We start from the raw sequence: 16,940 nt of genomic DNA, 5'->3' as shown, positions 1-16,940 counted from the left end.
GCGGCCATCGTCCTTGGCTGCGTCTGGATCGGCAGCCGGCCCCGCCCTGCCTCGCAGGCCCGCCCGCCCGCCGGATCAGGGACGGCCCGCGCATCGAGCTAGCCGCCGGCGCCGCGACGGGACAGGCGCGGATCCGCGTCGAGAATGGAGGTGAGATCCTCGAGAAACGCGGCCGCCGCGCGGGAGAAGGGCGCATCGCGCGCCGTCAGCACCTGGAAGTCGAACGGAATCTCGGGCGCGAAGGCCACCGAGGTCAGGGCCTCCCCGAAGACGCCGGACGTGACGGGATCCACGATCGCGATGCCAACTCCGAGCGCCGCGAGGCCGCAGGCGGAATAGGAGGGCTGCGTTTCGGCGACGATATCGGGCGCGACCCCAGCCTCAGCAAATCGCTGGAGCACGTAGCCGTAGGTCACGGTGCGATGGTTGAGAACGACAAGGGGGCGCCCCGCGAGATCCGCGGGCGTGATCACGTCCCGGGTCGCAAGCGGGTCCGATCGCGTCATGACGCACACGCATTTCGTCGTGTACGACGCGACGACCTCCACATCGGGCCGCGCCGCGACGGTCTGCGCCAGTCCGATGTCAATCTGCCGGGCGGAGAGCTGGTCGAGGATGCGGGACGAGGTATGGACGTCATGGGTCACCTCGGCGCCGGGGTGACGTGCGACGAACGCGCTGACGGCGGCGGGAATCAGTCCGAACGAGGCCATGGGAAGCGATGCGAGGCGCAGGGTCGTGCGCTGGTGGCCGCGGATTTTCTGCGCTTCCTGTGCCAGCCGGTCGAAGCCGTAATACATCCGCTCGACTTCGGCGAAGAAGGCATGCGCCTCCCGCGTCGCCTCCACGCGACCGCCGAACCGCAGCAAGAGAGGAAAACCCAGGGACGCCTCGAGATCCGCGATGTGGCGGCTGACGGCGGGCTGCGACACGCTCAGCGCCTTGGCGGCGCCGGTGACGGTACCGTGACGCATCACCATGCGGAACGCTTCGATCTGCTTCTGGTTCACCCCGTCTCCTGACGCTCCTGCCCGGCCTGACCCGTCGAACGAATTCAAGGACAAGCGAAGCACGTCCAGAGATGCATCTCAAGCCGCGCGGCACCGGGAAGCGCGCAAGAGTGCCGCGCCGCGCGCGGCCTCGCGCAGGTTGCTCGGGCCCGTACGGGCGGCGGACGGACGTGGCCTCAGGCGGCTTTGGACGGTGTGAACCGGGCCGTGGCGGGGTCCGCGCTGTAGCCGCCGGCAAGCTCGCGCGCGTTCAGCACGACGTTCCGCACCGCGGCGAGGATCGCGTCCACCTCTTCCTCCCGGTGCGCCCAGTGCAGGGAGAGACGCGTCCAGCCGGGCTTGGCCAGTTCCTCCCCCCGGCTCAGACGCCCCTCGAGCACTTCCGAGGCCGCCTGATCGATCCGGAGCAGGCGGTGCGCATAGGGCCCGGCGCAGGCGCACCCGCCGCGCGCCTGAACGCCGAAATGGTCCGACAGCATCCGAGTGACGAGCTGTGGATGGACCTGTGCCTCCCCGTCGAAGATCTGGAAGGAAAAGATCGGCAACGCAGGCACGCTTGCCTCCTGGCCCATGAGATGGAGGCCCGGAAGGCCCGCCCACGCCGCGAGCGCCTTCTGCCTGAGCGCCTCGTCCTGACGGGCGATGCGGTCCTGCCCGATGGCGCGTTTCACCAGAAGCGCCAGCGCCGTGCGGATATCCCCGATCACGTCCGGGGTGCCGGCCTCTTCGCGCGCCGCAAGGGAGGGAAGATACGTGTGCGACCAGGGCGAAACGAAGGACACCGTGCCGCCGCCGGGCGCCGTGGGCCGCTGGCCGTGATCCAGATCCTGGCGCAGGACGAGAACGCCGGAGCCCCCCGGCCCGCCGAGAAACTTGTGCGGCGAGAACACGATGGCGTCGATCGGCGCGTCCTCTTCCGGGGTCATGGACATCGGAAGGTAGGGGGCGCCGCAGGCATAATCCCAGATCGCAAGCGCGCCGAAGGACTTCAGGAGCCGCGTCACCTCGGCGACCGGGGAGAGGCGGCCGGTGACGTTCGAGGCGGCGGAAAAGGCGCCGACGACCAGATCGGCGTCCCGCGCCGCGTCCAGCTCCTCCGTCAGCGCCCCGAGATCGGGGCCGCCCCCGGGCGCCTCGACGATCTCGATCACCTCGGCCCCGCTCTCCCGCCAGGGCAGGATGTTCGAATGGTGCTCGTACGGGCCGATCAGGACGACGACGCGCTCGCCGGACGCCACCCGCTCGGCGCAGCGCAGGAGCAGGACGAGGCGGTTCAGGCCGGCCGTGGCGCCATTGCCGCAGAAGACGACGTGATCGCCGTCGCCAGCGCCCGTTTCGCGCGCCACGACATCGCGCGCCGCCTTGCGCATGCGGGTGATCTGACGGCCGCAATGCGACGCTTCGGTGTGACTGTTGGAGTAGATCGGCAGGACCTTCTCCATCACGAACCGCTCCACCGGCATCAGGGCGCGGCCGGACGCAACGTGGTCCGCATAGATCATGGATTTCGTGCCGAAGGGCGTCTCGAAACTGGTCCCGTCACCGATGACGCCGCTGCGCACTCCCTCGCGTCCGAGGCCTGCGATCTCCGCCTCGAAGACATCGAACGGGGCTGCGCTGTCGGTCGTCATGGGAAACACCTCCGGTGGTCAGATCTGCACTGATGGCAGTCTGACCCACCACAGGCGGGAAAACAGTACCATACCCTTCGGACAGCGCCGCCATTTTGGGTCATCTGACCCACTTATCCGGCAGGGCCGTTCAAACTCACCGATCGATGTCTGCCGTGAGGGATCGACCCAAGGGGCGTCAGGATGGTGCCGAGGCTCGGCAGGGCGGCGCAGGGCACCAGTCCCGCGACCGGAAAACAGGGCGCCGGAACGCCCTGCCCCGAGGAGTCCGGCCTATCGTGGATCGAAGAACAACCGGTGGGGGGTATCCACCAGAGCCAGCGTCCGCGCCTCATCGGAGGGAAACCAGTCCAGAACCGTATCCAGGAGCGCCGCGTCGTCGGGATAGTCTTCCGTCGTCTTGGCCATGTTGTGCGGCCAATTCGTTCCCCAGATGATGCGCTCGGGGGCGTGGTCCGCCATCTCGCGGGCGACCTCGGCGACATCCTCGTACCCCGGCGCGCCGGCGCTGCTGCTCTCGTAGCACCCGGCAAACTTGAAGTAGCAGTGACCGGTGTCGAGCAGGCGCTTGATCGCGGCCTTCCGGCCCGGCGTCGGACCGTCGAAGATCTTGGCGTGGTGATCGAGGATCCACGGCTGCGTCAGGGCGGCAAGGCGCTGCTCCTCCTCCTCGACACGAGAGCCGTCGAACTGCACCGTCATCAGCCAGTCGCGCGCGCGCGCCCGCTCGGCGACCGCCTCGAGCCGGGACAGGGGAACGGCGCCGCCCGGCAGGTCCATGATGCGCGCCCCGACGACGCCGGCCTCTGCGAGATGATCGAGTTCCGCGTCGCCGGTGGATCCGTCGATGCAGGCGACACCGCGGGCGACATCGCCCATTTCGGCCAGGCAGGCCAGAAGGTTGCCATGGTCCTTCTGCTGCGCATTTCCCTGCGTGATCACGACCCGGTCGATCCCGAGCCAGTCCATGACGCTTCGATACTGATCGGGCCCCGGAAGCTCGCCCGGCGGATTCGGCGGGCCGCCCTCGACGGCCGGGAAGCCGGGGAGATACATGTGCATCTGCGTGTCCACCGCGCCTTTCGGCAGACGGGTGGCGGGCGGCGTTCCGGTCAGCTTGCGGTCGATGGTCATTCAGACCTCCTTCAGGGCAAATTCCGCCAGCGCGTCGCGATTCACCTCGATGCCGAGGCCGGGAGCGTCCGGGATCGCAACGACACCGCCCTCGTGCTCGATCGGCGCCGTGATCACAGCCTGGCGGAACGGGTTGTGGGTCCGGTCGAATTCGAGAATGGGTTCGATGGGGTCGCGGCGGACGGGGCTCGGCACCATCGCCGCCATCCATTGCAGGGAGGCCGCGATCTGGATGGCCGTGCCCCAGACATGAGGCACGAGGCGGACGCCATGCAGCGCGGCCTGGTCGGCAATGCGGCGCATTTCGGTGAACCCGCCGCACCCGCAGAGATCCGGCTGGGCGATGTCCACCGCGCGGGTCTCGAGCGCCTCGCGAAAGCCCCAGCGGGTGTGCCAGGTCTCTCCCCCGGCAATCGGGATGGGCTGACGGGAGCGAAGCTCGCGGTAGGCGGAGAGGTGCTCCGGAACGACCGGCTCCTCGAACCAGTCGATATCGAATGCATGCGCCCGGCGTCCGAGCTCGATGGCCTCCAGCGTGTCGTAGCCGTGATTGCCGTCGATCATCAGCCGCATGTCCGGCCCGATCGCCTCCCGGACCGCGGCGATGACGCGAAGGTCCTCGGCGATGCCGAAGCCGATCTTGATCTTCATGGCGTGGAAGCCCGCGGCACGGTGACCGGCGGCCTCCTCCGCGTTGTCCGACACCCGGTCCACCCCGTCCCGGCGGAAGGAACCGGTGGCATAGGCGCGAACGCTGTCGCGGAACCGGCCACCGAGCAGCATGGAGACGGGCTGGCCGAGGGCCTTGCCCTTGATGTCCCAAAGCGCGACGTCGATGCCCGAGAGCGCCGTGATCGTGAGGCCGCGCTGCCCCTGGTCGCGCAGCGCGTTGTAGAGGTCCGCCCAGATCTTCTCGGTCTCGAGCGGGTTCTTCCCCACGAGGCGGGCCGCGTAGGCCTTCACGATCGCCGCGTTCGGCCCGGCCGGGCCGAGGCATTCGCCCCACCCCACGGTGCCGTCGTCGCAGACGATCTCGACCAGCACATGCGTGCGCCGGTCGAACCGCATCGAGGCGCTCTCGAACGGCACCTCCAGCCGGTGATCGAGCAGGTGGGTATGGACCTCGGCGATCTTCATCGCTTCTCGGCACCGATGATGTCTTCGAGCATTTCCATTTCCTCGTCCGTCAGATCGGTCAGCGGGGCGCGTACGGCGCCCGCCTCGAAACCCTGGATCCGGACGCCGGCCTTGATGGCGGAAACGGCGTAACCCGCCTTGCGGTCCCTGAGCTTGAGGAACGGATAGAAGAAGTCGTTCAGGATCTCCTCGCAGCGGCCGCGCTCACCGGCCTGGAGGCGATCGTAGAACTCGATCGCGAGGCGCGGCACGAAGTTGAAGACGGCAGAGGAATACGTCGAGAAGCCCGCGGCGAGATAGGCTTCGGCGAAGACCTCCGCCGTGGGCAGGCCGCCGAGATAGGCGAGGCGGTCGCCGATGCGGGCGGTGATCTGGCGCATCCGGCCGACCTCGCCCGAGCCGTCCTTGAAACCGATGAGGTTCGGCAACTCGTCGCAGAGCCCGGCCACGGTCTCGTACTCGAACTGCGAGACGCCGCGATTGTAGATGGTCACGCCGATGCCGACCGAGTTGCAGACGGCGCGGACATGGGCCGCGAGACCCTCCTGCGGTGCCTCGGTCAGATAGTGCGGCAGGAGCAGGATGCCGTCCGCGCCCGCCTTCTCCACCTCGCGCGCGATGCCGATGGCGATCTCGGTGCCGTATCCGCAGCCGGCGATGATCGGAGTGTCGCCCGATGCTTCCTTCGCGGCGCGAATGACCTGCGGGATCTCGTCCGGCGTCAGGGAGAACATCTCCCCCGTGCCGCCGGCGGCGAAGAGAGCGCTCGCGGGATAGCCCGACAGCCACTCGACATGCGCCTTGTAGGGGTCCGGCGCGAAGGCGCCGTCCTTGTCGAACGCGGTGACGGGAAAGGACAGCAGACCGGACCCGAGGGCGGACTTCACTGATTGGGGATCCATCGGGTGCACTCCATCTGACCGGCGGTTTTTTCCCGATTAGCCGTGCGACCGATTGGATGTCAACACTTGTATGACAAGTTGCGGTCTATCGTCTTATATATTCGCGGTAACGGGCCATCGAATTGCGCAGGTGCGCTTGTGCCGCACCCCGTGCCGCCTCCGAATCGCCGGCGGAAATCGCCTCGGCAATGCGCGAATGCTCGGCGGAGAGCAGGTCGATATAGTCGGGCGGGCTGGGGGCGTCGCCGATTGTAAGGGCCGCGCGGGGGATCATCGACAGGCCCAGCACTTCGAGGAATTCCCGGAACCGCGGGTTGTTCGTCGCATCCGCCATGGCGAGGTGGAAGGCGAGGTCGGCCTCCTTGGTGGGACGCCCTTCCGCGGCATGACGAGGCAGGAGGGCCGCGGCTTCGAAGATCGCCTCCTCCTGTTGCGGACTGCGCCTTACCGCGGCCAGGGACGCGGCCTCCATCTCCACGGCGACCCGGAGCTCGAGCATCTCGATGACCGAGGAAATTCTTTCGTAATCAGCGAGATGGAAGGGGGTCGTGACCTCCGGCGGCTCCAGCACGAAGACGCCGGCGCCCTGGCGGGGCGCGACGAGTCCGTCCGCGCGCAATCCCGCGATGGCCTCCCGCACAACCGTCCGGGACACGCCGAAGCGCTCGGTCAGGCGAGCCTCTGACGGCAGCTTGTCACCGGCCTCGAACGTGCCGTCCGCGATCTCTGCGCGCAGGGCATCGACAAGGCCGCCGACGAGGTTGCGGCTGCGGGCGCGGGGGGAAGCGGTCTTGGCCACGGCGGAAGGGCCCTCCAGTTTCTGACGATCTCATCATATCGCTTGACAGGACCGGGCTCAACTTATCATACAACCTCCACCACCTGAGGAGGAGTATCATGAATAAACCGTTCACGACGACCGCAATCGCCGGCCTTCTTGCCGGCATGACCGCCCTGCCCGTCGCCGCCGAATCCTGGCGCGGCTGGAACATCCACCCCGAGGATTATCCCAACGGCGTCGCCCTCGACAGCTTCGCCGAGACGGTGGCCGAGCGCACCGAGGGGCGGATCGAGCCCGAAGTCTATCACAACGCCGTCCTCGGCGATCAGCCGGACGCCATCGAGCAGCTCCGCAATGGCGGCATCGATTTCGCGAACTTCAACATGGGGCCGATGGGCCAGATCGTGCCCGCGACCAACGTGCTCTCACTGCCCTTCCTGTTCACCGACCTCGACAACATGCACGAGGTGATGGACGGCGAAACGGGCGAGCGCTTCGCCGCGGCGCTGGAAGAGGCCGGGATCGTCGCCCTGTCCTGGTTCGATTCGGGCGCACGCAGCTTCTACAACACCGAGCGTCCCATCATGACGCCGGCGGATCTCGATGGCCTGAAGTTCCGCGTCATGAGCAACGACCTCTACGTCGACATGGTCGACGCGCTCGGCGGCAATGCGACGCCGATGGCTTACGGCGAGGTCTACCAGTCGCTGCGCACCGGCGTCATCGACGGGGCGGAGAACAACTGGCCGTCCTTCGACACCTCCAACCACTACGAGGTGGCGGGCTACTACTCCAACACCAACCACCTGATCCTGCCGGAGTGCATCTGCATCGCGGCGGAAACGTGGGACGCGACCTCCGACGAGGACAAGGAGATCGTCCGCCAGGCCGCCATCGAGGCCGCCGATCTTCAGCGCCAGCTCTGGGCCGAAAGCTCCGAGCAGAGCCGCCAGAAGGTGATGGATGCCGGTGTCGAGGTGAACGACGTCGAGGATCCCGCCGCGTTCCAGGACGCGATGCAGCCGATCTACGAGGCCTTCATCTCCGAGAACCCGGACCTCGAAAGCTACATCACGGACATCCGCGCCACCCAGGGCGGCGAGGGCTGACCCGAGGCTTGCGAGGGGGCCGGGCGGCGCGCTGCCCGGCCCTTTCGCGTCATGAGGGGGACCCCCATGCTACTCGTTGACGAACGCCAGACCCGCGACCCGGTCTACCGCGTGCTCCACGGGGTCGCGACCGTGTGCATGGGCATCGCCGGAGTGCAGCTTGCCCTGCTGATCGTGATCTTCGGTTGGCTCGTCTGGGGCCGATACGTGATGAACGACACGCCGACCTGGGTCGAACAACTGGCCCTCGTGCTCGTCGTCTGGATCACCTTTCTCGGCGGAGCCGTCGGGGTCTGGACCAAGTCCCATCTCTCCGTCGACTTCATGCGGGAGATGATGCCCGCCGCCATCGCCGCGCCTCTTCGCTGGCTCGCGCTTGCGGGTGTCCTCGCCTTTTCCATATCGCTCGCGGTCTATGGCTTCGAGCTGACGCTGAACACATGGGGTCGCCGCATTCCGATGCTGGGCGTCGCAGAGGGCCTTCGTGCGCTGCCGATGGCGATCTGCGGTGTGCTTTCCGCCCTCTTCACCCTCTATCACATGGCCGAGCATGCGCGCGGCCGGGATCCGCTGAAAGGTTGACCGCATGGGCCTCGCCCTTCTCTTCGGCCTGTTCTTCCTTGGCCTGATTGCCGGAATGCCCGTCGCGTTCGCGCTCGGGCTGGCAACGGTGGGCGGCTTTCTCTACGAGGGCCTGCCGCTCTTCATCGCGTTCCAGCGCATCCTGTCGGGCATCTCCGTCTTCTCGCTGCTCGCGATCCCGTTCTTCATCTTCGCGGGAGAGCTGATGATGCAGGGCGGGATCGCCGCCCGCCTCGTTCGCCTCGCCGCCTCCGCCGTCGGCTTCATGCGCGGCGGCCTCGGCGTGGTGAACGTCGCCTCGTCGATGCTCTTCGGCGGCATTTCGGGCTCCGCCGTCGCGGACACCTCGGCGCTCGGCTCGATTCTCGTCCCCGTGATGAAGGAGAAGGGCTACGACGCGGACTACGCCGTCAACGTCACGGTGACCTCCTCGGTCGCGGGCGTGGTCATTCCGCCGTCGCACAACATGATCCTCTATGCCGTCGCCGCCGGCGGCGTCTCCGTGTCCAACCTCTTCATCGCCGGGATCCTGCCGGGCATCCTGATGTGCGTGATCCTCGGTGTGGTCGCCTGGGCCATCGCGGTCCGCCGCGGCTATCCTGGCGAGCCGTTTCCCGGCTTCCGTGCCCTCGGGATCAGCTTCCTCGTCGCGATCCCCGGCCTGCTGACCGCGGTCATCATTGTCGGCGGCGTGCTCTCGGGCGTGATGACGGTGACGGAATCGGGCGCGTTCGGCGCGATCTGGGCAATCCTCGTCACGGCCTTCGTCTACCGGGAGCTGACCTGGGACAAGTTCGTCCTCGCCGTGGTCGCCGCGGTGCGCACGACCGCGCTCGTGATGATCCTCGTCGCGACGGCCTCGGCCTTCGCCTATCTTCTCGCGCTCTACCGCGTGCCGGATCTTCTGGCGACGAGCGTGACGATGATCTCCGACAACCCGATCGTCATCCTGCTGCTGCTGAACGTGACGCTGCTGGTCCTCGGCATGATCATGGACATGGCGGCGCTGATCCTGATCTGCACGCCGATCTTCCTGCCCGTCGTCACTGACCTCGGGATGGATCCGCTGCAGTTCGGCGTGATCCTGATGATGAACCTCGGCCTCGGCCTCTGCACCCCGCCCGTCGGCGCCTGCCTCTTCGTGGGCTGCGTCGTCGGCGGCATCAGGATCGACCAGGCGGTGCGGACGATCCTGCCCTTCTACGCGGCCATCATCGTGGCGCTGATGCTCGTCACCTACGTGCCGTTCTTCTCGATGTATCTGCCAAGCCTGTTTGACTAGGAGCGACACATGAAACGCCTTCTCATCACCGGAGCAGCCGGAGGGCTGGGTCAGGTTATGCGAACCCGCCTCGGCCACCTTGCCGAGACGATCCGCCTGTCCGACCTTGCCGAGATGGATCCGGCCGAGGGCGGCGAGGAAGTCGTCCAGGCGAACCTCGCCGACGAGGCCGCCGTCCACGATCTCGTCGCGGGCTGCGACGGCATCATCCATTTCGGCGGTGTCTCCGTGGAGCAGCCGTTCGATCCGATCTGCGATGCGAACATCCGCGGCGTCTACAACCTCTACGAGGCGGCCCGGGCGAACGGCCATCCGCGCATTCTCTTCGCCTCGTCCAACCACACCATCGGCTATCACCCGCAGGACAGGCATCTGACCGTGGAGGACCCGATGAAGCCCGACGGGCTCTACGGCGTGTCCAAGTGCTTCGGCGAGGCGATGGCCTCGATGTATCATTCCAAGTTCGGCCAGGAGACGGCGATCGTCCGCATCGGCTCCTGCTTCCCCGAGCCCAAAAATCACCGCATGATGGCAACATGGTTCAGCCCGGACGACTTCGTCTCCCTGATCGAATGCGTCTTCCGCGCGCCGCGGCTCGGCGCCCCGATCATCTGGGGCGTGTCGGACAACGACGAGCAATGGTGGGACAATTCCGCGTCGCGCTACCTGGGTTGGCAACCAAAAGACAGTTCCGCTCGTTTCCGGGACAAGGTCGAGGCAAACAATGCCCGGCCGGCCGCGGATTCGCCGGATGCCGTCTACCAGGGCGGGGCGTTCACCGCCGAGCCCATTCACCGAGACTGACTGCGAGGATAAAATGACCTATCACCCCCACGGCAAACACCTGATCGCCGGCGAGCGGGTCGCTTCGGACAAGACCTTCTCGTCCGACCCCGCCACCGGCGATGCGCATGACTTCTCGGTCGGCACGCCGGAGCTGGTGAACCGCGCCTGCGAAGCTGCGGAAGGCGCCTTCGATGCCTATGCCGCGACCTCCCGCGAGGATCGCGCGGCGTTTCTCGACGCCATCGCCGAGGAACTCGAGGCCCGCGTCGACGAGATCACCGAGACCGCGATGGCCGAGACCGGCCTGCCCGAACCGCGCATCCGCTCCGTCGAACTGCCGCGTACGGCGAACCAGCTTCGCCTGTTCGCGAAACACATCCGGGACGGCGCCTATCTCGATGTCCGCCACGACCCCGCGATGCCCGACCGGCAGCCGATGCCCCGTCCCGACCTGCGGATGATCCAGCGACCCATCGGCCCCGTCGCCGTCTTCGGCGCGTCGAACTTCCCGCTCGCCTTCTCGACCGCGGGCGGTGACACGGCGGCCGCGCTGGCCGCCGGTTGCCCCGTCGTCGTCAAGGGTCACGGCGCCCATCCCGGCGCCGGCGAACTCGCTGCCGAGGCGATTCAGGCCGCCGCCGAGCGGACCGGAATGCCGAAGGGCGTCTTCTCCCTGATCCAGGGCGGGGACCGGACGGTGGGTCAGACCCTGGTGCAGCACCCGCTCATCAAGGCCGTCGGCTTCACCGGCTCGCTCAAGGGTGGCCGCGCGCTCTTCGATCTCTGTGCCCAGCGTGACGAGCCGATCCCGTTCTACGGTGAGCTGGGATCCGTGAACCCGATGTTCCTTCTCGCCGAGGCCACCGCCGCACGCGGGGCCGAGCTCGGCAAGGCGTGGGCCGGGTCGCTCTGCATGGGGGCCGGCCAGTTCTGCACCAATCCCGGCATCGCCGTCGTGCTCGACGGTCCGGGCGCCGACGCCCTGCGCGACGCCGCGAAGGACGCGCTCGAAGAGATGGGCCCGCAGACCATGCTCACCTCCGGCATCGCCTCCTCCTACAAGGACGGCGCCACGGCGATGGGCAAGGAGGCCGGCGTCACCGCCATCGTGACCACGGACCCCGCCGAACGCTCCGCCACGCCGTTCCTGTTCGAGACGGATGCGGAGACGTGGATGTCCAACGAGGCGCTCGGCGAGGAGGTCTTCGGCCCGCTCGGCCTGATCGTGCGGTGCCGCGACGCGGCCCAGATGGAGAAGATCGCGCGGGGCCTGAAGGGTCAGCTCACCATCACGATCCACATGGATGACGGCGATGCGGACGCCGCGAAGACGCTCCTGCCTGTGCTGGAACGCAAGGCGGGGCGGATCCTCGCCAACGGTTTCCCGACCGGCGTCGAGGTCGCCGACGCGATGGTCCATGGCGGTCCCTACCCGGCGTCCACGAACTTCGGCGCGACCAGTGTCGGCACCCTTTCGATCCGCCGTTTCCTGCGGCCGGTCTGCTACCAGAACCTGCCGGACGCGGTCCTGCCGGCCGATCTGAACGGCTGAGACCCTGCCCGGGGCCGGCCTTCGGGTCGGCCCCGGCACCGGGGGACCGGACGGCTGCGCCGCCTGCCACTCGCCAGATTTCGGTCCTCGCGACGAGACGCCCCTGAGACGCCAGCCCCTCGCCCCCCACGGCGGGGGGCTGTTCACTTTCGGGCGTCCGTGGTGGTATGCGGCCCGGACAGCCGACGCGCGATGATGTGCCCGGCGCCGTCTTTCCATCGGAGCGATTTCATGTGGGACGCCCTTTCGTCGTCGATCCTGGCGGGCGCCTTTTTCGCCGCAAGCGCCGTGATCGTCCTCGCGGGCCTGCGCATGACGGGGCTTGCCGACCGCATCGCCGACCGGACGGGTCTGGGCGAGGCGCTCATCGGGGGCGTCCTGCTGGGAGCCGCGACATCGCTCGGCGGGATCATCGTCTCGGTGACGGCAGCGCTCGACGGCAACGCCTCCCTCGCCTTCTCGAACAGCGTGGGCGGCATCGCGGCCCAGACCCTGTTCCTGGCTGTGGCCGACATGTTCTACCGCAAGGTCAACCTCGAACACGCCGCCGCCGACCTGAGCAACCTCTTCCAGGGCATCGTCCTGATGGTGCTCCTGACGCTGCCGTTTCTGGCGATGTCGTCGCCCGAATTCACCCTCTGGTCCGTTCACCCGATCTCGCTCGTGATCCCGCTGGTCTATGCCGGCGGCCTCTTCACCCAGAGACGCGTGCAGGACAATCCGATGTGGACCCCCGTCGCCACGCGGGACACCATGGCCGACGAGCCCGACGAGGAGGATGACGAGAGCCGCGGCCAGAGCACCATGCGGCTCTTCCTGATCTTTGGCGGCCTGATGCTGCTGATGGGCGTGGCGGGCTATGTCATCTCAAAGACCGCCTCGGAACTCGCCCAGCGCCTCGACATCTCGGGATCGACGGTCGGCGCCCTCGCGACGGCGACCGTGACATCCATGCCCGAGCTCGTGACGACCGTCGCAGCCGTGAGGCGCGGCGCGCTGCAACTCGCCGTCGGCGGCATCATCGGCGGGAATACCTTCGATACGCTGTTCCTCGTCGCGTCCGACATCTCGTACCGTGAAGGCTCGCTCTACCACGCCGTCAGCGATGCGGATTTCTACTGGATCGCGACGGCGCTCCTGATGACCGGCATCCTGATCGGGGGATTGATCGCCCGGCAGCGGCAGGGGCCGGGCAAGATCGGCGGCGAGAGCATCCTCCTCATCGGAATCTACGCCGCCGCCGTCGCCATCCAGTTCTCCACCGGCCCCTGACGTCTGCCGCCGATGTCGGCTCCGGCAGGAGGGCCGGCAGCGGACGGGCGCCCGGGGTACGGCTTCGGCCACAGCCCGCCCCGGCATCTCCGCGCTTGATGCGGCGGAAGGGAGGACGTAGCGTTTACCTAAAGTCAGCTCCCGATGCGAGTTCCGCCCAGGTGCCCCATGACCGTGATGTGACGCGCGCTGATGCCGCGATGTTCGACGCCGCCACCGAGGCGGCTCTGCGGCGGCACGGGCATCTGAGGAAGCTGCAACGCGGCGAGCGCCTGATCGCCGCCGGTGATCCCGCCGAGACGCTCTACCTGGTCACGCTGGGACGGTTCCACGTCATTGCCGGCGGTGGGGTGATCGCGGAGATCTCCGAAGGCCAGCCCATCGGGGAGATCGCCTTTTTCACCGGCGGCGTCCGCACCGCGGATGTCGTGGCCGCCCGCACCGCCGAGGTCATCTGCCTGGGCCGGGACGGATGGGAGGAGGCGGCCCGCCAGACGGATGTGCCAAGCAGGGTCCTTGCCTCCCTCGCCGCGCGCCTAGCCGAGGCGGTGCCCCATGTGCCGCGCCTCGCCCCCGCTCCGCCGGGGATCGTCGCGCTGGTTCCGGCCGGCAACCGGGCCGTGCCGGGCGAGTTCGCCGAGCCCTTCGCCCGCGGCCTGTTCGGAAAGGCGCCGCTGCGCGCGGGGGATCTTCCCGCCGAACTCCGCAACGACGCCGAGGGGATCGCCCGCTGGTTCCACACCCGAGAGGCCGAAGGCGGCGGTCAGGCGATCTGGATCGAGGACATGGAGCTGACGCCTTTCGCCGAGGCTGCCCTGTCCGAATCGGATGCCGCGATCCTGGTCGGCGATGCGGAGGCCGATCCGCGCATCCTGCCACTCGAGGCCGAGGCGCTCCGGCTGCACCGTCCCGAGGCGCGCCACCTCGTACTGCGTCGAAGGTCCGGCACCACCATCACCGGAACCGCGCGCTGGCTCGAAGGGCGCGATCCGCACATGCACCACCATCTTGCAGGAGAGGCCGACCTGGCCCGCGCCGCGCGGCTCGTGGGCGGTCGGGGCCTCGGGCTCGTCCTTGCCGGCGGCGGGGCGCTGTGCTGCGCGCATCTCGGCGTCGCCCGCGCGCTCGGGGAGGCCGGGGTCGAGATCGACACCTATGCCGGCACCAGCGGCGGCGCTGCGATGGCGATCGCACTTGCCTCGGGCCTCTCGCCGCCGGAGGTTCTGCGCCGCTCGGAAGAGATCTTCGTCTGGTCGGCCGCGCTGAAGAAGCTGACCGTTCCGATCCATGCCCTGCTCGACCATCACCCGTTCGACGCCTCGCTGAAGCACCATTACGGCTCGGTCCAACTGGAGGATCTGCCGGTCCCGGTCCTTGCGGTTTCCGCCTCGCTGACGCGCAACGACGTTCACCTGCACCGGACCGGACCGGCTTGGATGGCGGTCCGCGCATCGGGGTCCCTGCCGGGGCTCCTGCCGCCCGTCGTGACCGAGGATGGCGAGATCCTGATCGACGGCGGGGTCATCGACAACCTTCCCGTCGGCCCGCTCCAGTCGATCAAGCTGGGGCCGAACCTCGTCATCGGCCTCTCGCAGCCGACGGAATGGCGGGTGACGAGCAGTTACGACCGCCTGCCGCCGCGCTTCCGCCTCGCACGGGATCTGGCGCTGCGCCGCCACGATCCGGCCGATTTCCCCCGTATCATGCAGATCCTCCAGAAGGGCATGGGCATCACCAGCCGGCGCGCGATGGCGACGGCCTCGATGCGCGGCAATCTCCTGCTGGTTCCGCCGATCCCGCCGCATCTGGGCCTGATGGACTGGCATGCCGGCGCCGAGCTCGAAGCCATCGGCTATGCCCACATGCGCGAGCAGATCGAGGCCGGGGTGCTGGACGAGCTGACGGCGTGAGCGTGGCCTTGCGTCTCGAGCTGGATCCGTCCTGGGAGATCGGGGCGCGCCCGGCGCCGGCCCGGCGGGACTGGATGGACGCGACGCCCGAATCCTTCGCCAATCGCTGCCTGCCCCTCACCATAGCCAATGCCCATGGCTGGGAGCTGCTGAACCCCGTCCGCTTCGTCGCAACATGGACCGGCGGCGCAGCGACCGACGATGTCGTCGTCCTGGGGCAGGACGAGCGGCGTCCTCCCCTGGCCGTGTCGCATTTCGGCTCCGGCATCCTGACCTTCCGGCTCCCCGGCCGGATCTCCACCTCGCCCGGCCATGATCTCTGGCTGCAGGGACCGGTCAATCGCCCGAAGCCGCATATCCAGGGGCTGACCGGAATCGTCGAGACCGACTGGTCCCCGTTCGGGATCACGATGAACTGGCGCTTCACCACACCCGGCGCCACCGTGGCCTTCGAGCCAGGCGAGCCCTTCGCGCACCTCTTCCCGATGCCGCGCGGATTGATCGAGAATGTGGAGCCTGCACGGTCGGATTACGATGCGGGCGCGCCGGACCATGCCGAGCACCGCGCCTGGGCCGAAAGCCGCAACGCCTTCCTCGGCGATCTGAAGCGCGAGGGCAGCGCCGCGCGGGAAGCCGGGTGGCAGCGGGACTATACGCGCGGACCGGCCGAACCGGTGACGCCGCCCCACCGCACCCGTCTGCGCCCGAAGCCGTTCGCGGATTAGTCCGGCACCAGCGCCTCGCAGGCCGCAAGGATCGCCGGGCGGGGATCGCTCCAGCGGTGGCGAGCGAGCTGTCGAGCGCGACGCGCGAGGTCCTCGTCCGCTGCCGCCTCCGACATTTCCGCCGCAATCACGTCCGCCCCGGGCAACAGGTCGAGCCGGAGGGCACGGCCGACCCCGGCCCGCACGAGGGCCTCCGCGGTCAGAGATTTCTCCCCGTCCGTATGCAGGGAAAGCTGCGGCACACCGGCGGCCAGCATCGCCGCGGCGAGCCCGAAACCGCCGCTATGCACGACGAGCCGCGCCCGCGCTGCTATCTGCGAGAGCGGAAGGGCCTCCTCCCTGACCTCGATGCCCTTTGAGACGAGCCGCCGCGCCACGTCCCCCGGCAAGCCGGGCAGGATTGCGACGCGCTCTCCCTCCACGGCCTCGAGGGCCTCCGCGATGCGGATGCGGCAGGCGACAGGCACCGATCCCGACGCATAGGCGACGATGCCCTGCCCTCCACCGCCCGATCCGGTCAACCCCGGCGGCACGATCGCACCGATGCCCCCGCCCTCGCGTCTCCCTGCGTAGGGGTCGAGCAGGTCGGGCGTCAGCGCGAGAGCCCGGTCTCCCCCGACGGCTGCGGAGAGACAGGCGGCCGGCGAACGGCCGAACTCCAGGAGGCAGGCGTTCACCCCGGCAAGCAGGGCCTCCTGATCGACCCGCGACGCGCCCAGCCCCGGCAGGACAGGCAGGGGCGACAGATCCGGCGGCGGAACGAAGAAGCCGTTGCCGATCGCGATTGTCGGGAAGGCCCCCCGCGCCGCCAGCATCAGATGCGGAGCCAGATCGCCGATGACGAGATCGGGCACCACTGCCCCGATCCGGCCGAGCCATGCCTCCATGCGCGCGCACATGCCGCCGGGATCGGCGAGCCCGAACCCGGCCAGCGTCTCGGCGAAGGTCGCGTCACCGCCGCCGTCCCGGCGCGCCGGCAGACCGGGTCCTTCGGGGGGCTGGACGATAATCGTCCGCCAGCCGGCGTCCTCGAGGAGTGCCGCGACGGAGCTGAGGCGCGCGGCATGGCCTCGCCCGGCCCCGGGCCACGCTTCGGTTCCAAGGAGTGCGGACCGGCCCTCGGCCAC

Annotated in this window: 15 protein-coding genes; 8 read left to right on the top strand and 7 right to left on the bottom strand. The window is 68.6% G+C overall.

Annotation, left to right across the window (positions count from 1 at the left end):
* Window positions 1–98: 98 nt before the first annotated feature.
* From RM543_RS16830 to RM543_RS16805, 6 genes are all read right to left on the bottom strand, one after another.
* A complete protein-coding gene (locus tag RM543_RS16830) occupies window positions 99–1,010 on the bottom strand; it encodes a LysR substrate-binding domain-containing protein (RefSeq protein WP_311693757.1) in 912 nt (303 codons plus the stop codon).
* A 176-nt stretch (window positions 1,011–1,186) separates the two neighbouring features.
* Window positions 1,187–2,641: an aminotransferase class V-fold PLP-dependent enzyme gene (locus RM543_RS16825; RefSeq protein WP_311693755.1), complete on the bottom strand. Its 1,455-nt coding sequence runs from the start codon at window positions 2,639–2,641 to the stop codon at window positions 1,187–1,189.
* Window positions 2,642–2,914: 273 nt separating this feature from the next.
* The gene (locus tag RM543_RS16820) at window positions 2,915–3,775 is read right to left on the bottom strand and encodes an amidohydrolase family protein (RefSeq protein ID WP_311693753.1); all 861 of its coding nucleotides are present in this window, start codon (window positions 3,773–3,775) and stop codon (window positions 2,915–2,917) included.
* Window positions 3,776–4,912 carry a mandelate racemase/muconate lactonizing enzyme family protein gene (locus RM543_RS16815; RefSeq protein ID WP_311693751.1) on the bottom strand — a complete coding sequence of 379 codons (1,137 nt, stop codon included), beginning with the start codon at window positions 4,910–4,912 and terminating at the stop codon, window positions 3,776–3,778.
* Window positions 4,909–5,814: a 5-dehydro-4-deoxyglucarate dehydratase gene (gene kdgD / locus RM543_RS16810; protein ID WP_311693749.1), complete on the bottom strand. Its 906-nt coding sequence runs from the start codon at window positions 5,812–5,814 to the stop codon at window positions 4,909–4,911. Before kdgD ends, RM543_RS16815 begins: the two co-directional genes overlap by 4 nt.
* Window positions 5,815–5,899: 85 nt before the next feature.
* Complete coding sequence (locus tag RM543_RS16805; RefSeq protein ID WP_311693747.1) at window positions 5,900–6,613, bottom strand: FadR/GntR family transcriptional regulator; 714 nt, start codon at window positions 6,611–6,613, stop codon at window positions 5,900–5,902.
* 98 nt (window positions 6,614–6,711) lie between these two features.
* On the opposite strand from RM543_RS16805, the gene RM543_RS16800 reads away from it, so the two are divergent.
* The 8 genes from RM543_RS16800 to RM543_RS16765 all read left to right on the top strand — a co-directional run bounded on the left by RM543_RS16800 (window position 6,712) and on the right by RM543_RS16765 (window position 15,813).
* The gene (locus RM543_RS16800) at window positions 6,712–7,704 is read left to right on the top strand and encodes a TRAP transporter substrate-binding protein (RefSeq protein WP_311693745.1); all 993 of its coding nucleotides are present in this window, start codon (window positions 6,712–6,714) and stop codon (window positions 7,702–7,704) included.
* Window positions 7,705–7,770: 66 nt separating this feature from the next.
* Window positions 7,771–8,286 carry a TRAP transporter small permease gene (locus RM543_RS16795; protein WP_311693743.1) on the top strand — a complete coding sequence of 172 codons (516 nt, stop codon included), beginning with the start codon at window positions 7,771–7,773 and terminating at the stop codon, window positions 8,284–8,286.
* Between the two features lie 4 nt (window positions 8,287–8,290).
* Window positions 8,291–9,568: a TRAP transporter large permease gene (locus RM543_RS16790; RefSeq protein WP_311693741.1), complete on the top strand. Its 1,278-nt coding sequence runs from the start codon at window positions 8,291–8,293 to the stop codon at window positions 9,566–9,568.
* Window positions 9,569–9,577: 9 nt separating this feature from the next.
* Window positions 9,578–10,372 carry an NAD-dependent epimerase/dehydratase family protein gene (locus RM543_RS16785; protein ID WP_311693739.1) on the top strand — a complete coding sequence of 265 codons (795 nt, stop codon included), beginning with the start codon at window positions 9,578–9,580 and terminating at the stop codon, window positions 10,370–10,372.
* A gap of 13 nt (window positions 10,373–10,385) precedes the next feature.
* On the top strand, window positions 10,386–11,906 hold the full coding sequence (locus RM543_RS16780; protein WP_311693737.1) for an aldehyde dehydrogenase (NADP(+)): 1,521 nt from the start codon (window positions 10,386–10,388) through the stop codon (window positions 11,904–11,906).
* Window positions 11,907–12,137: 231 nt separating this feature from the next.
* A complete protein-coding gene (locus RM543_RS16775) occupies window positions 12,138–13,178 on the top strand; it encodes a sodium:calcium antiporter (RefSeq protein WP_311693735.1) in 1,041 nt (346 codons plus the stop codon).
* A gap of 179 nt (window positions 13,179–13,357) precedes the next feature.
* Window positions 13,358–15,088, top strand: a complete 1,731-nt coding sequence (locus RM543_RS16770) for a patatin-like phospholipase family protein (protein ID WP_311693733.1) — start codon at window positions 13,358–13,360, stop codon at window positions 15,086–15,088.
* Entirely contained in the window at window positions 15,085–15,813 is a 729-nt protein-coding gene (locus RM543_RS16765; RefSeq protein WP_311693731.1) for a DUF6065 family protein, read from the top strand. Before RM543_RS16770 ends, RM543_RS16765 begins: the two co-directional genes overlap by 4 nt.
* Here RM543_RS16765 and RM543_RS16760 read toward each other — a convergent pair.
* On the bottom strand, window positions 15,810–16,940 hold the full coding sequence (locus RM543_RS16760) for a nucleotide disphospho-sugar-binding domain-containing protein (RefSeq protein WP_311693729.1): 1,131 nt from the start codon (window positions 16,938–16,940) through the stop codon (window positions 15,810–15,812). The genes RM543_RS16765 and RM543_RS16760 overlap by 4 nt on opposite strands.

Source organism: Tropicimonas omnivorans, assembly GCF_031846565.1.
Classification (GTDB): domain Bacteria; phylum Pseudomonadota; class Alphaproteobacteria; order Rhodobacterales; family Rhodobacteraceae; genus Tropicimonas_B; species Tropicimonas_B omnivorans.
The sequence above is the reverse complement of the archived record's forward strand: the minus strand, read 5'-3'. Positions and strand labels throughout refer to the sequence as shown.